The organism is Labrys sp. E2SS-1L, from assembly GCF_057073705.1.
This window is the reverse complement of record NZ_CP172713.1, coordinates 897,540-911,794: the sequence shown is the minus strand read 5'-3', so window position 1 is coordinate 911,794 and position 14,255 is coordinate 897,540. Positions and strand designations below refer to the sequence as shown.

The following is a 14,255-nucleotide window of genomic DNA, read 5'->3' as shown; positions in this document are numbered from 1 at the left end:
GGGGACCGGCTCCAGTCCCTCGCGGCTCAGGCCAGGTTTGCCTTGCTCATGTCCTGCATGCCGTTGGGATAGATGTAGAGACCGTCGAGCTTCTTGGAGTAGGCGTGGATGAACACCGAGGTGAACAGGGCCAGCGCCGGCGCCTTGCGCGCGATGGTCGGCAGGGTTTCCGTCTGCAGGATCTTCTTGCGCTCCTCGATGGAGCCGGCGTTGCGCTCCTTGTCCAGCACCGCGTCGATCTCCTTGTCGACGATGCCGGTGATGCGCTTGGAGGAGGAGTGGAAGTGGGTGCGGATCACCAGGTCCGGCTCGGGCGAGCCTGTGCACCAGCCGCAATCGATCATGTTGCCTTCGCCGCCGCCCGGCTTGTCGTAGAGCAGATTGCCCCAGGCCGCGACTTCCAGGGTCTGCAGGTTCACCTTGAAGCCCTGCTCCTCCAGCATGCCGGTGATCAGCTCGGCATATTCCTTGGTCTTGGGATAGAAGCCGACCGAGGAATAATAGGTCAGTTCCGGCAGGCCCTCGCCCTTGGGGAAGCCCGCCTCGGCCAGCAGGGCCTGGGCCTTGTCCGGATCATATTCGGGATAGTCGGCGACTTCGGTGTAGCCGAACTTCACCGGCGAGATATGGGCCTTGGAGAAGGTGCCGGAGACGCCGAGGACTTCCAGCACCTGCTTGCGGTCGATCGAATGGCAGGCGGCGAGGCGGATGCGCGGATCGTCGAAGGGCTTCTTGGAGCAGCGGAAGAACAGATATTTGTTCTCGACCGAAACTGCCTTGTGGATGGCGAAACGATCGTCCTTGGCGATGGTGTCGACCTGTTCCTGCTCCAGGCGCTCGATAATGTCGGCCTGGCCGTTGAGCAGGGACAGCGTGCGTGTCGTGGTGTCGCCGACGAAATGATATTCGACGCCGGGGATCTTGGGCGCGCCGAATATGAAATCGGTATTGGCGGCGAGGATGGTGGTGTCGCCCTTCTGGTCGACATATTTGAACGGGCCGGTGCCGTTCATGCGGGCCGAGAGCTGCGCCTTGTTGGCGACGTCCTTGGCCGCCATGACGGCAGGAAGGACGAGAGGTAGTAATAGAGCGCGGCCGGATAGCCATAGTCCTTGGTGTTGATATGGCAGGTGTGCTCGTCGACGATGTCGACCTTGACCTGGCCCGGATACCATTGCGCCGGCCTGTCGGCTTGGGAGCCATATTCATAGGTGGCCTTGACGTCGGCCGAGGTGAAGGGCGTGCCGTCATGGAACTTCACGCCTTTACGCAGCTTCACCTCGAGCGTGTAAGTGTCGATCGGCTTGAGGGACTCCGCCAGCTCGAACACCAGCTCTTCCGGATTGTCGGGCTTCATCGGTGCCCGGGTCAGATAACCGAACACGAAACCCTCGACGATGAGCTGGCCGAGATTGGTATGGGTGGTCGGGTCCCAATTGCCGGTCAGCGCCTCGGCGCCCAGAAAGCGCAGGGACCGGCCTTCGGCGGCGAAGGCCGAGTTGACCAGGAAGTCGGGGTTGACGCGGCCGAAGCCGAAGGCGCCGGCTCCGGCCAGCGCGCCCAGCATTAGGTCTCTGCGGTTGATCATCTCTCGTTCCTCTGAATGGGGGCGCAGAAGTTTTTCGGGCTCGCCTTCCGATCCGACGCAGTGCCGAGCCGTCCCGTCTTGTGGTTGGCGGGTGATGAAACTCTAGACCAGATGGCGCCGGAGCCTGATGCCTACAGCTCCACGATTCCATTGCTGACCCTTCTCGCGCCATGCCCAATCAAGAGGCATGGAAACAGGGCCATGCAGCGGGCGGCTGCCGGCACAGGAATGCAGGAGTTCAGGCAATAGGCGCTGCGTGCCCGGCCGGCCTATGATCCCAGCCGAATCGTGTCAGGGAACCTCGCCGATGCCGTCATTCCAATCCATGAATCTGAAGGGGATCGTTTCGGATCTCGACGGAGTGGCCTATCGCGGCGACAGCCCGATTGCCGATGCCGTCGAGGCCTTCCGGCGCTGGCGTGCGGATGGCATTCCCTATGCGTTCGTCACCAACAATGCCACGAAATCGGCTGCGGATTTCGCGGCCAAGCTCACGCAGATGGGGATTGTCGCCGAACCGGAGCAGGTCTTCTGCGCGGTCTCGGCCACGGCAAGCCTGATGCGCCGTCGCTGGCCCAAGGGGGCCCGTGTTTTCGCCATCGGCGAGCAGCCCTTGTTCGAGGCGCTTGAACAGGCCGGTTTCACCCCGGCGGGGGACGATGCCGAGGTCGTGGTGCTCGGCTTCGACTATCAGCTGAATTACGCGAAACTGAGCACCGCGGTGCGCGCCGCCCTCGGTGGAGCTGCGGTGGTGGTGACCAATCCCGACCTGCTGGTGCCCGTCGAGAATGGCTACGAGCCCTGCGTCGGCGTGCTGATGGCGGCCGTCCAGGCGGCGGTGCCGTCCTGCCGGCCGATCGTGGTGGGCAAGCCCGAGCCGCTGATGATCGAGGAAGCGCTCGGCTTTCTCGGCACGCCGCGCGAGGGGACGATCATGATCGGCGATCAGATTGCCACCGATATCCTGGCCGGCCAGCGGGCGGGCCTGCGTTCCGTGCTGGTGACGACCGGCGTGGCGGCTGCCGCCAGGCCGGATGTGACACCGGATATCGAGGTGGCGAGCTTGCTCGATTTGATTGGGAGCTGAACCTCGACCTTTGTCGTCACCGGGCTTCGTCCCGGTGATCCAGAAGCCACGAACTCATAGAACTGCAGTGAATGGATGCCCGGGACGAAACCCGGGCATGACAAAATGGAGCATTTCTCGGCCCAGCCTCGGTCTCTGAGTCAAGCTGCGGGGACTCGCCCCCCGATCTGAACCCTTGTCCACTCTCAGGCGAAATAGATGCCCACCGAGCCATAAGGACCGAAATCGGCGTGGATCGTGTCGCCATGCCGCGCCTCGATGGGGCGGATGAAGGAGCCGGCGAGCACGATCTGTCCGGCCTCGATGCCTTCGCCATAGTCAGCCAGCCGGTTGGCGAGCCAGGCGATGCCGCGCGCCGGCTGGTTGAGCACGCCGGCGCCGAGTCCGGTTTCCTCGACCTCGGCATTGCGCGTGACGATGGCGCCGATCCAGCGCAGGTCGACCTGATCCGGCCGCATCGCCCGACCACCAGCGACGATGCCGGCATTGGCGGCATTGTCGGCGATGGTGTCGACAATGGTGCGGGCCTTCCGGGTCTGAGGATCGACGCGCACGATGCGCGTATCGAGGATCTCGAGGGCAGGGGTGACATAGTCGGTGGCTTCAAGCACGTCGAAGACGGTGACGCGTGGGCCCCGCAGCGGCGCCTTCATCACGAAGGCGAGCTCGGCCTCAATGCGCGGCTGGATGAAGCGGTCGGCCGGAATGGTGGCGCCATCCTCGAACACCATGTCGTCGAACAGCACGCCGGAATCAGGAATGTCGATGTTCAGCGCCGACTGCATCGCCTTGGAGGTGAGGCCGATCTTCCAGCCGATCACCCTGGCGCCGCGATCGATCTTCTTCCTCGCCCAGGCGCCCTGGATCGCATAGGCATCGGCCATGTCCATGCCGGGATGTCTGAGGGAGAGGAGGCCGGTCTGGCTGCGGGTGCGTTCGGCCTCGTCCAGGCTTGCGGCGGCGGCGGCGATGTCGTCTGGCGTCAGCATCTCAGGCCTCGTCGGCGATGGTATTGGTGAGCGTGCCGATACCCTGAGCGCTGACTTCGACGACGTCGCCGGGCTTGAGCCAGATCGGCGGATCGAAGCGTGCGCCGGCACCGGTCGGCGTGCCTGTGACGATGACGTCGCCGGGAACCAGCGTGGTGAAGGTGGAGATATAGGCGATGATCCTGGTGAAGGAGAAGATCATCCGGCTGGTGCGGTCCTTCTGGCGAAGCTCGCCATTGACGCGAGTGGTAAGCTCGATGTCGGCGAGCTGGGCACTGTCCGTGTAGGGAATGAGCCAGGGGCCGATCGAGCCGGTGCGATCGAAATTCTTGCCCTGGGTGACGTTGAACTTGGCATGGCGCACCCAGTCTCGGATCGTGCCCTCATTGCACAGCGATAGCGCGGCGATATGGCTGAGCGCCTTGGCCTCGGCAATGCGCCGGCCGCCCTTGCCGATGACGATGACGATCTCGCCCTCATAATCGAGCTGCGGGCTTTCAGGCGGGCGGATCAGCGGCTGGCCATGGCCGGTGAAGGAACGGGGGAAGCGGATGAAGAGGGACGGATTGGCCGGCGTCGCCTGGCCGTCCTTGTATTCCTCGTTGCGGTCGGGAAAGTTCACGCCCACGCAGATCAGCTTTTCCGGCGCGGGGATCGGAATTTCGAAGGTGATGTCCGACAGGGCATAGTCGGGGGGCAGCGATGACGCTTCCTCGGCGAGTCGTGCCAGGGCGCCGGCTGCGATCACCTCGCGCAGGCTTGGCCAGCGTTCGCCATGGCGCTTCGACAGGTCGATGATGCTCTCGCCCTCAGCGAGGCCGTATTTCAGGGTTCCCTGATGGGAGAAGGCGGCAAAACGGGGCCTGTCGGTCACGATCGTCTCCTTGAAGATCTGGGCGGGGCGCATTCAGGACCGAACACGCGCCTTTTCGGTGTTTCCGGGGGCAGCGATGTCCAGGCTGGCGATCAGGGAGCGATAATCGGCTGGGCCTTGAGGATGGAGTCGATGACGGGTGTGCCGGCGAACTGGCTGCCATGCTCGAACCAGGATTTGGGGGCGGGAGCGCCCCACAGCGTCTGGCGTTGCGGGTCCTTGAGGTCCCATTTGATCGGCTCGAGGTCGGGATCGACCGTCTGGTAATCCGAGCAATAGATCTCGATGCGGTGCCCGTCCGGATCGAGGATATAGAGGAAGAAGGCGTTGGAGATGCCGTGGCGCCCGGGACCGCGCTCGATATTGGCGACCCAGCCCGATGTCGCCATCAGGTCGAGCAGGTCGATGATGTTGAGCGGGGTCGGCACCCAGAAGGCGGTATGATGCAGGCGCGGCCCGCGGCCATTGGTGAAGGCGATGTCGTGCACGCCGCCCTTGCGATGAGTCCAGGCCGCCCAGAGCCGGCCGGTCTCCTCGTCCTCGGTATATTCGGTGACGCGAAAACCGATCTCGTTGTAGAAGGCCACCGACGCGTCGACATTGGGCGAAAAGCAGTTGAAATGGTCGATGCGCAGCGGCTTGACGCCGCGATACAGTGCATATTTCTGGTGGATCGGCGGCAGGCGGTCCATCTTCGAATAGAATTCGAGCGGAATGCCCTGGGGATCGCGGGTGCGGAAGGTCCGGGCCTGGTAGGGCCGTTCGATCCAGTCGACCGGCAGGTTCCTGTCCTTGAAGAAGTGAGCGGCCCTGTCGAGGTCGTCCTCCGAAAAGACCTTGAAGCCGAGGTCGCGGGCCTCGGCGGTGTCAGCTTTTTTGAGGATGATGCAGTGATGGCCGCGCTCCTCCATGGCCCTCAGATAGACGGTATCCGCCGTCTCGTCGGTCACCTGCAGGCCGAGAATGTCGACATAGAAGGCGCGCGATTTGGCAAGGTCGGTCACCGCCAGCTCGACATGGCTGAGCCTGACGATGTTGAAGGGTGGATGGAGAACGGGTTGGGGTATGGGCATCGGATCTTCCTCCCGCCCGCTCCCTTGAGGGGCGGGCTGTCTTCTATGGCGGCCAGGCCTGGGGCCTGTTCCTTCGAGCGGTCAATCAGCCGCCCAGCTTCGTGATGGCGTGGGGCTTGGTGGCGAAGGCGATGTTCTTGGTCTCCATGTAGAAGTCGAAGGACCAGTCGCCGCCGTCACGGCCGATGCCGGAATTCTTGACCCCGCCGAAGGGCGTCGGCAGGTGGCGCACATTCTCCGAATTGACCCAGATCATCCCGGCCTCGAGCGCATCGGTGAAACGCAGGGCCCGGCCGAGGTCGGAGGTCCACAGATAGCCGGCCAGGCCATATTGGACGTCGTTGGCCAGGGTCAGGGCCTCGTCCTCGTCGGCGAAGGGGATCGCCGTCAGCACCGGTCCGAAGATCTCTTCCTGGGCGATGCGCATACGGTTGTTGGCAGCCGTAAACAAGGTTGGCGCGACATAGCAGCCCCCGCCCGGCCCTTCGACCTTGGTGCCCCCCGCGGCAACCTTGGCACCTTCGGCCTGGCCGATGGCGATATAGTCGAGCACCTTCTTCTCATGCACCGGGTGGATCAGCGGACCGACCACGGTTTCCGGATCGAGCGGATGGCCGACCTTGATCCGGCTGGCCTTCTCGGCGATCAGCGCGGTGAACTTTTCGTAGATGCTTGCCTCGACGAGCAGGCGCGAGGAGGAGGTGCAGCGCTCGCCGTTCAGAGAATAGATCATGAAGACGGCGGCGTCGGCCGCCCGTTCAAGATCGGCATCGGCGAAGACGATCACGGGGTTCTTGCCGCCCAGCTCGAAATGCACGCGCTTCAGGGTCTCGGCACCCTGGCGCATGATCATCGCGCCGGTGCGGCTCTCGCCCACGAAACCGATCGCCTTGATCAGGGGGTGCTCGGTGAGGGCGCGGCCGGCATCCTCACCAAAGCCGTTGACGAGGTTCCACACGCCCTTGGGCAGGCCGGCTTCCTCGGCGATCTCGACCAGCAGCCTTGCCGTCAGCGGCGAGAACTCGGCCGGCTTGTGCACGACGGTGCAGCCGGCGGCGAGGGCCGGGGCGATCTTCCAGGTCGACAGCATGAAGGGCGTGTTCCAGGGGGTTATGATCCCCACCGGCCCGATCGGCACGCGCGTGGTGACGTTGAACTGGCCCTCGGCGCGCAGCGACTTGCCGTCGCGGGCTTCGGGTGCCCGGTCGGCGAAGAAGCGGAAATTCTCGGCGCCGCGCAACGCGGCCTTGGCCATGAACTTCAGGGCCTGGCCGGTGTCCATGCATTCGACGAAGGCGATCTCCTCGGCGCGCGCCACGATGGCGTCGGCGATCTTGTGCAGGAGCTTCTTGCGCGTCGTGCCCGGCATGGCCGCCCAGTCGGCGAAGGCTGCCTTGGCGGCCTTGGCGGCGCGATCGACATCGGCGGCCGAGCCGCGCGTCACGCGGGCCAGGGGCTTCAGATCGATCGGCGAGAGCGTCTCGAAGGTCGCGCCATCGGCGGCTGCGACGTCCTCGCCGCCAATGCGGTTGGCAACCACGCCATGCTTGAAGTGGTCGAGATAACTCTCGGCTTTGGTTAGGTTTTCCTGCAGTCTGGACATGACAAATCTCTCGCAAATCGGCCGCGGGTACCAGGGCTCAGGCCCTATTGTCCGCGGAGGCGTGGGTGGATGGCGTTGCGTTTCCAGCTCAACTCGGAATCGATTTCCCGGATTTCCAGCGAAAGCGCGAAGTGAGGAGTTTCGAACAGGGGAGCGAGGACCTCGCCCGCGACCGCAAAAAGGGCCTCGCCGGTCCGCCTCTTTTCGTCCGCGCTGCGGCCCTTGCCGATGCGAAAATTGAGGTCGACGAAGGCATTCTCCGGCAATCGGTCGGCAATGGCGAAATGCTCCGCGTTCAAGGCCCGGACGCGGATGGCACCGAGTTCGAACAGGCCGGTAGCCAGGATCGCGGCGTGCAGCCGGTTGCAGAGTTCGCCGATATCGGCGCGGCCTTCGAGATTGCCGGAATATTCGATGGTGAGATGCGGCATGGTTCCCAGCGTTTCCCGATCTATTTAATTAACATGTTAATAATTTAACCGGCGATGTCAAGCCTCGATTTGCAGGGTATCGGCGAGCTGGAGGCTTTCCTTCAGATAACGCGACAGGCGCCCGGCCGCGTCCGGGGTGTCGGGCCTCTGCGCCAGCCAGCCGATATAGGTCAGGCTCCGCAAGGTCAGGAACAGCGGCAGGGCGGCAAGGGTTTCATCGCTCAGATCGCGACGGCTGCGATAGCCGGCGATCAGCGCGCGCTCGATGGTGGGATAGGCAGGCTCGCGCCGGTTCTTCAAAAGCGCCGTAGCGATATCGAAGAGGCGATAGCCATGGCCGCAATCATCGAAATCGATGAAGGCCACGCCGCCATTGGTGATGAAGACATTCTCACGCACGAGGTCGGCATGGATGAGGCCGTAGTCGAGGCGAGGGGCATGGCTGTCGAGGGTCTGGCGGAGCCGGACTCGGAGCGCGGCAAGCGCTTCACTTTCTTGTGGCGAAAGGCCCGGACACTCCCAGAACCGTCCCCAGAGTGGCCGCCCGCCCACGAGCCCCTCAGCATCCCAGGCCGGCCGGTGGAAACCGGGTGGCTGCTGCCAGGCATCGGCGAGATCATGCATGGTGGCCATGGCCTGGCCGATCCTGAAGAAGAGTTCGGTCTGTTTGCCCGGCGACTGCGCCAGGGGTGTTCCCGTCTGGCCGAGCGGCATACCCTCGACCCAGCTGACGACATCGGCATGCTGGGCAGCAAAGCGGGCATTGCCTGCCAGGGGCACGAGGCTGCGCCCGTCGGCAGCCGGAATGGACGCCGGCACGGCCAGTCCACCCCGCTTGAGAGCCGTCATCCAGGCAAGCTCGGACTGCAGTGCCGCTTCGTCGTGATAGCCGGCGCGGTGCAGCCGCAAGGCGGCCGGTCGACTGTCGGCGAGGACGATGCCGAAAACCGCATTCTCCCGGTATTTGAGGAGCTGCGCCTGCTGGGCCGGCACCGGCCAATGCCGGAGCGCTTCGCCGGCCCGTTCCAGCAATGCGTTCTTCAGCTCTTGCGTGAGATTGTCGGCCATTGTCGCCTCATGAAACTGCTCGCCGGTCGGTATTCTTAGCCTCCCCTGGAGGGGGAGGGTCGACGCGTAGCGGCGGGGTGGGGTGATTGTCTCAACCGTCGCATTTTTCACCCCACCCCGGCCTTTCAGGCCGATCCTCCCCCTCCAGGGGAGGGGTAAGTCTCATAGGCTGGACAACACGTCATCGAGGGTCGAGAGCATCAGGTCGGCATGCTCGGTCGAGAACGGCATGGGCGGGCGGATCTTGGTGGCGCATTGATGCACGCCGATCTTGCCCATCAGCACGCCGCGCTCGCGCATGGCGTTGACGATGCGGGTGGCCAGATCCGGGGCCGGTTCCCTGGTTGCCCGGTCCAGCACGAATTCGGTGCCCATGAACAGGCCGCTGCCGCGGATGTCGCCGATAAGGGCGTGCTTGCCGGAGAGCCGCTCGAAGCCGGCCCGCGCATGGGCGCCGACGGTGCGGGCATTCTCGATCAGCTTCTCTTCCTCGATCACGTCGAGGACGGCCATCGCCGCGGCGCAGGAGACCGGATTGCCGCCGAAGGTGTTGAAATAGCGGAAGGCCTTGCGGAAGGCGTTGAGCGTATCGATGTTGGCGACCACGCCGCCGACCGGATGGCCATTGGCCATCGGCTTGCCCAGCGTGACGATATCGGGAACGAAGCCGGCGCGCTGGTGGCCCCACATATGGCTACCGGTGCGGCCGAAGCCGGGCTGGACCTCGTCGGCGATGACGAGGCCGCCGGCCTTGTGCACGGCCGCCACCGTCCTGTCGAGGAAGCCCGGGGGCAGGTCGGGAAAGCCTTCATTGGCGAAGAAGGGATCGATGATCAGGGCAGAAAAGCCGTGCGGGCTTGCCTGCAGCGAGGCGATCGCCTCCTCGACCTTGCCGGCAAAGGAGACCGCGAAGGCCTCGCCCGGCACCCCGCCCAGCGGGCGGTAGCTGTCCGGCGCCGGCACATGGCGGACATGGCCGCCAAAGCCGCCGACCGGCGGCATCCGGGTGGAGAGCTGCGACACCGCGGCGGTGTTGCCGTGATAGGTATGGTCGGTGGCGATCACGCCGGTCCGGCCAGTCACCGCCTGCGCCATGCGCAGTGCGACGTCATTGGCCTCGCTGCCGGTGCAGGTGAGGATGGCGGCGTTCAGGCTGGCGTCGAAGGTCGCGGTCAGGCGCTCGACATAATCGAGGATGCCCTCATGCAGGTAGCGCGTATGGGTGTTGAGGGTCGAAGCCTGGCGCGTGATTGCCTCGACCACGCGAGGATGGCAGTGACCGACATGCGGTACGTTGTTGTAGCAGTCGAGATAGCGCCGGCCCTCGTCATCCCAGAGCCAGACGCCTTGGCCGCGCACCAGATGCACCGGCTCCTCATAGAACAGCGACATGTTCCGGCCGAGCAGCCTTTCGCGGCGGGCGAGCAGAGCGGCGTTGCCGGCCATCTCAGCGCCCTCCCGCGGCGCTCAGCCCGGCATCGAGGGCGGCGACGATGCGCGCCACGTCCCCGGCCGTGATCACAAGCGGCGGTGAGATGATGACATTGGCCCCCGAGGTACGCACCAGCACACCTGCCTCATAGGCGATGTCCTGCACCTTCTGCACCACATCCTTGGCGGCAGGCGTCTTCCTGGCGCGATCGCCGACCAGTTCGAGCGCCCACATCAGGCCAATGCCGCGCACGTCGCCGACGAGTTCGTGCCGGGCCTTGAGCCCGTCGAGACCCTGGTCGAGCTCGGCGCCACGGGCGGCAGCGTTGGTGGCCACGTCGAGCCGGCGGATTTCCTTCAGCGTGGCGATAGCCGCCGCCGCGCCGATGGGATGGCCGGAATAGGTGTAGCCATGGCTGATGGTGGCGAGCGTGTTCTTGTTGCTTTCGAAGGCCTGCGCGATCGTCTCCGAGATCATCGCCACGCCGAAGGGGAAATAGCCGTTGGTGATTGCCTTGGCCGTCGACATCAGATCGGGCTTGATGCCCCACAGGCGCGATCCGGTCCAGGCGCCGGTGCGGCCGAAGGCGGTGATCACCTCGTCGGCGATCAGCAGGATGCCGTGCCGGTCGCAGATCTCGCGCATCAGCGGCAGGAAGCTCTCATGCGGCACGATGATGCCGCCCGAGCCGAGCACCGGCTCGAGGATCAGGGCCGCGATGGTATCGGCACCCTGGAAGGCGATTTCCTCTTCGAAGAGCCGGCCGATCGCCGCCGCGATCTCGGCGCCGTCCTCGGTGCCGAACGGATTGCGGTAGGGCCAGGGTGCCGGCAGATGGTATACGCCCGGCAACAAGGGCTCGTAGTTGCGGCGGAAGTGCTGGTTGCCGTTGACGGAGGCGCCGCCGAAATGGGTGCCGTGATAGCCCTTCTTCAGGGCGATGAACTTGGTGCGCTCGGGCTGGCCGTTGACCCGGTGATATTGGCGCGCCAGCCGCAGGCAGGTTTCCACCGAATCCGAGCCGCCGGAGGTGAAGAAGGCGCGGCTGAGTCCGTCCGGCTTGAACCACTCCGCCAGCTCATAGGCGAGCTCGATCGAGGGCGCGTTGGTGGTGCCCCGGAAGGTCGAGTAATAGGGCAGTTCATCGAGCTGGTCCTTGATCGCCTGTTTGATCGGGTCGCAGGAATAGCCCAGATTGACGTTCCACAACCCGCCGACGCCGTCCAGCACTGTCTTGCCGTGGATGTCGGTGATCTCGACGCCCCTGGCGGAGGTGATGATGCGCGGCGGATTGGCCTGCATGTCGGCCGGATGCGCCATTGGATGCCAGAGCTGACGGGCATTGTTCTCGATCAGGAAATTGGTCTCACGCATCGTTCATTCCTCTCAAAGGCCGAGCATGGCCAGGGCCTGGGCATAACCCTCGGCTGGCCGGGTGACGTCGAAATGGACATGGGGCAGGCGCACCGCTCTGGCGCCCTCGATGTTCTTCAACTGGTCGTCGACGAAGACACAAGCCTCCCGGGCGATCCCGAGCTCGGCGAGCACCTGCTCATAGGCGCGCGGGTCAGGCTTCAGGATGCCGGTATGGGTGGCATCGACGATCACGTCGAAACGGTCGATCAAGGGAAAGCGTCGGCGGAATTCGACGCCGTAGAACAGGTCGAGTTCGTTGGAGAGGATGGCGAGCTTCAGCCCCGCCGCCTTCACCTGCAGGATGGCATCGCGCGCTTCCGGGCGCAGCACCAGTTCGGGCTCGGCGCCGCGGGCCCGGCGCACGAAGGTCTGCATATCCGTCCAGTCCTCGCCGACCATCTGGCCGACCTCGCGGGCCCGGGTGAGCCAGTAGTCGCGCTCGCTGATCTCCTGGCGCTGCATCGAGACCCAGAGCGGATCGGTTTCCGGGGCGAAGGGGCCGCGCCAGGTAAGCGTATCAGGCTTCAGGCCGAGCGTGCGCTCGGTGACGTCATGCGTTTCGAACAGGGTGCGGGTGACGACGCCGCCGAAATCGAGGATGAGGGCGCGCTCGCCGGTCATGGCCGTCCCTCCGGCACGATGCCTTCGACCACCCAGGTGTCGAAGAGCGCGAGCGCGACGTCCGAGAAGTGCGGTGCGTTGATATGAGCGTCGATCTCCCGCAGGGCGACGCTCGGCGGCAGGACCTTGCGGATCTCGTCGACGAAGGCCGCATGTCCCGCCGGATCGTGCAGCGGCTCGCCCGGCTTGTCCCATTCCTGCAATCCCTCGATCGGCAACAGGAAGGCCGTCTTGCCGGTGGCTCGCTCGAGCTTGGCGGCGACCACGCGCGCGATCTCGCGCCGGCCTTCGGGCGAGGCGGTCACCGAGCCGATCAGGCGGTTATGGGCGTGATAGGGACGGTCGGCCAGGATCGGCGGCGGCTCGCGCCAGGACGGCAGGTCGACCATATCGACGGCGCCCGGTGCGACGATCTGGGGAATGCCGGCGCGCCCTGCGTTTTCAAGCCGGTCCGGGCCGGAGGTGACGATGCTGCCGTAATGATGGTTGCTGACTTCCTGGATGCAGAAATCGAAGACCGCCGCGAAGCCGCCCTTCTCGGCAATCGCCTCGAAAGCCCGTCCGCCCATGCCGGTGGCATGGAATACCGCCACGTCATAGCCGCGCCGTTCCAGCTCCGGCTTGAGATGTTTCATATATTTGAGGCAGGTGGAGCCGAGGGAAGTCATGCCGATCAGGGGGCGGGCGGCATCCGGCTTCCGGGCGTGCCGGGCCGCTCCCACCACCGCGCCGCAGGCCTGCGAGAGCACGGCACAGCAAATGCCGCTGAGGCCGTAGAGGCCGCCGGCCCACAGGATCATCATCAGGTCGGGCGCGATGCGCTCGGGCGGAACGAGGTGGGAATAGGCGATCGTCGAGACGACGAATTTGGGGATGCCCACTGGCAGGACGGCCGATACGTCGAGGGCGAGGTCGGTGCCCATCGAGCCGCCGAGCGCGATGATGCCATCCACCTTGCCGGCCCGGTAGAGGTCGAGGACGAGGGCCGACGCGCCCTGTGCCATCAGGGCCATCGCGCTGTTCTCATCCCCGCTGGTGATGATGGCATCGATGGAGGTTCGGGCAGCCGCGGCGACATCGTGCCTGGAGTGATCGGGGAGATAGGGCGGATCACCCAGGATGCTGACATCGAGCATGACGGGGCGTCCGCCCGCTTCCCGGATGACGGAGGCCATGAACTGCAGTTCGTCCGATTTGGTGTCGCCCGTTCCGATGACGAGTATTCTGGGCACCGAGACCACCGTGCTCATCAGGCAGTCCTCCCAAGACGAGTGGTACCAAGACGAGCCTTGGCTTCAGCGGGGCGTTCCAGACCGTAATATTTTTCCGAAATGGCCTCGGCAGTGGCGACGGCCTGAGCACCCAAGGCCTGCAGGGCCGTCTTGCCGACACGTACCGTCGGGGCGGCAACGGCGATGCATCCGATCGGATGGCCGTTGGGTGCAAGGATCGGGGCGGCCACGCTGACCACGCCGATCTCGAAGCCCTGATGGCCGATCGAGAAGCCGCGAGCCCTGGTTTCTCCGAGCAATTCGCCAATCCGGGCCGGATCGGCGATCGTATGCTCGGTGAAGCGTTCCAGCGGCGATGCCAGGGCAGCCGCGATCTCCGCCGCGGGGCGGAAGGCCAGGAAGGCGAGCCCCGACGCCGTCGCGTGGAAGGGCAGGTTGCCCCCGACATCGACGATGACCCGATGAGCCCGTGGTGAATCCTCGACGTGGATGGTGGCGAGCTGGCCGCCCGAAAATTCGGAAAGATGCACCGTCTCGGCCGAGGCCTCCGCCAGTGCCTTGATATGGGGCAGGGCGATGCGCAGGAAGGGATAGCGGGCCTCGCGAATGCGGGCGAGGCGCACCGGCGCCGCCCCGATGCGGTATTTGCGTGTCACCAGATCCTGCTCGACGAAGCCATGCTTGGTGAGCTCCACCAGGAAACGCCGTGTGGTGGCCTTATCGAGGGCGCAGAGCCGGGCGATGTCGGTCAGCCCCGCCTCCTCCTCAAGGCGCGACACGGTGTCCAGCAATGAAAGGGCCTTGCCGATCGTGCTCATTCTTCCTCCACCGGGGTCGGTTC

Annotated in this window: 12 protein-coding genes and 1 pseudogene; 1 reads left to right on the top strand and 12 read right to left on the bottom strand. The window is 65.1% G+C overall.

Features of this window, described 5'->3' with window-relative positions; translation table 11 throughout:
- Nucleotides 1-26: 26 nt before the first annotated feature.
- A pseudogene (locus ACIGJE_RS29820) lies at nucleotides 27-1,588 on the bottom strand (ABC transporter substrate-binding protein).
- Between the two features lie 307 nt (nucleotides 1,589-1,895).
- Here ACIGJE_RS29820 and ACIGJE_RS29815 point away from each other — a divergent pair.
- The gene (locus tag ACIGJE_RS29815; protein WP_311943977.1) at nucleotides 1,896-2,675 is read left to right on the top strand and encodes an HAD-IIA family hydrolase; all 780 of its coding nucleotides are present in this window, start codon (nucleotides 1,896-1,898) and stop codon (nucleotides 2,673-2,675) included.
- 185 nt (nucleotides 2,676-2,860) lie between these two features.
- Here ACIGJE_RS29815 and hpaH read toward each other — a convergent pair whose 3' ends face one another.
- From hpaH to ACIGJE_RS29760, 11 genes are all read right to left on the bottom strand, one after another.
- Nucleotides 2,861-3,664, bottom strand: coding sequence for a 2-oxo-hept-4-ene-1,7-dioate hydratase (gene hpaH, locus ACIGJE_RS29810; protein ID WP_483680397.1), 804 nt, complete (start codon nucleotides 3,662-3,664; stop codon nucleotides 2,861-2,863).
- A 1-nt stretch (nucleotide 3,665) separates the two neighbouring features.
- A complete protein-coding gene (locus ACIGJE_RS29805) occupies nucleotides 3,666-4,538 on the bottom strand; it encodes a fumarylacetoacetate hydrolase family protein (protein WP_483680395.1) in 873 nt (290 codons plus the stop codon).
- Between the two features lie 92 nt (nucleotides 4,539-4,630).
- A complete protein-coding gene (gene hpaD, locus ACIGJE_RS29800) occupies nucleotides 4,631-5,611 on the bottom strand; it encodes a 3,4-dihydroxyphenylacetate 2,3-dioxygenase (RefSeq protein WP_311943982.1) in 981 nt (326 codons plus the stop codon).
- Between the two features lie 85 nt (nucleotides 5,612-5,696).
- Nucleotides 5,697-7,214, bottom strand: coding sequence for a 5-carboxymethyl-2-hydroxymuconate semialdehyde dehydrogenase (gene hpaE, locus ACIGJE_RS29795; RefSeq protein ID WP_483680392.1), 1,518 nt, complete (start codon nucleotides 7,212-7,214; stop codon nucleotides 5,697-5,699).
- A gap of 44 nt (nucleotides 7,215-7,258) precedes the next feature.
- Entirely contained in the window at nucleotides 7,259-7,645 is a 387-nt protein-coding gene (locus tag ACIGJE_RS29790) for a 5-carboxymethyl-2-hydroxymuconate Delta-isomerase (RefSeq protein WP_311943985.1), read from the bottom strand.
- 57 nt (nucleotides 7,646-7,702) lie between these two features.
- Entirely contained in the window at nucleotides 7,703-8,713 is a 1,011-nt protein-coding gene (locus tag ACIGJE_RS29785) for a phosphotransferase enzyme family protein (RefSeq protein WP_483680390.1), read from the bottom strand.
- A gap of 162 nt (nucleotides 8,714-8,875) precedes the next feature.
- Nucleotides 8,876-10,159, bottom strand: a complete 1,284-nt coding sequence (locus tag ACIGJE_RS29780) for an aspartate aminotransferase family protein (RefSeq protein WP_483680388.1) — start codon at nucleotides 10,157-10,159, stop codon at nucleotides 8,876-8,878.
- Nucleotide 10,160: 1 nt separating this feature from the next.
- Nucleotides 10,161-11,519, bottom strand: a complete 1,359-nt coding sequence (locus tag ACIGJE_RS29775; protein ID WP_367626017.1) for an aspartate aminotransferase family protein — start codon at nucleotides 11,517-11,519, stop codon at nucleotides 10,161-10,163.
- 12 nt (nucleotides 11,520-11,531) lie between these two features.
- On the bottom strand, nucleotides 11,532-12,182 hold the full coding sequence (locus ACIGJE_RS29770; protein ID WP_483680386.1) for an HAD family hydrolase: 651 nt from the start codon (nucleotides 12,180-12,182) through the stop codon (nucleotides 11,532-11,534).
- A complete protein-coding gene (locus ACIGJE_RS29765) occupies nucleotides 12,179-13,432 on the bottom strand; it encodes a Tm-1-like ATP-binding domain-containing protein (RefSeq protein ID WP_483680384.1) in 1,254 nt (417 codons plus the stop codon). The genes ACIGJE_RS29770 and ACIGJE_RS29765 overlap by 4 nt, the downstream gene beginning before the upstream one ends.
- On the bottom strand, nucleotides 13,432-14,232 hold the full coding sequence (locus ACIGJE_RS29760) for an IclR family transcriptional regulator (RefSeq protein WP_483680382.1): 801 nt from the start codon (nucleotides 14,230-14,232) through the stop codon (nucleotides 13,432-13,434). Before ACIGJE_RS29760 ends, ACIGJE_RS29765 begins: the two co-directional genes overlap by 1 nt.
- Nucleotides 14,233-14,255: the final 23 nt, after the last annotated feature.

Coding starts and splice junctions, on each gene's coding strand:
- hpaD (WP_311943982.1), bottom strand. CDS start 5,611: ATGCCCATACCCCAACCCGTTCTCCATCCACCCTTCAACATCGTCAGG.
- ACIGJE_RS29765 (WP_483680384.1), bottom strand. CDS start 13,432: ATGAGCACGGTGGTCTCGGTGCCCAGAATACTCGTCATCGGAACGGGC.
- ACIGJE_RS29760 (WP_483680382.1), bottom strand. CDS start 14,232: ATGAGCACGATCGGCAAGGCCCTTTCATTGCTGGACACCGTGTCGCGC.
- ACIGJE_RS29785 (WP_483680390.1), bottom strand. CDS start 8,713: ATGGCCGACAATCTCACGCAAGAGCTGAAGAACGCATTGCTGGAACGG.
- ACIGJE_RS29815 (WP_311943977.1), top strand. CDS start 1,896: ATGCCGTCATTCCAATCCATGAATCTGAAGGGGATCGTTTCGGATCTC.
- hpaE (WP_483680392.1), bottom strand. CDS start 7,214: ATGTCCAGACTGCAGGAAAACCTAACCAAAGCCGAGAGTTATCTCGAC.
- ACIGJE_RS29780 (WP_483680388.1), bottom strand. CDS start 10,159: ATGGCCGGCAACGCCGCTCTGCTCGCCCGCCGCGAAAGGCTGCTCGGC.
- ACIGJE_RS29770 (WP_483680386.1), bottom strand. CDS start 12,182: ATGACCGGCGAGCGCGCCCTCATCCTCGATTTCGGCGGCGTCGTCACC.
- ACIGJE_RS29775 (WP_367626017.1), bottom strand. CDS start 11,519: ATGCGTGAGACCAATTTCCTGATCGAGAACAATGCCCGTCAGCTCTGG.
- hpaH (WP_483680397.1), bottom strand. CDS start 3,664: ATGCTGACGCCAGACGACATCGCCGCCGCCGCCGCAAGCCTGGACGAG.
- ACIGJE_RS29790 (WP_311943985.1), bottom strand. CDS start 7,645: ATGCCGCATCTCACCATCGAATATTCCGGCAATCTCGAAGGCCGCGCC.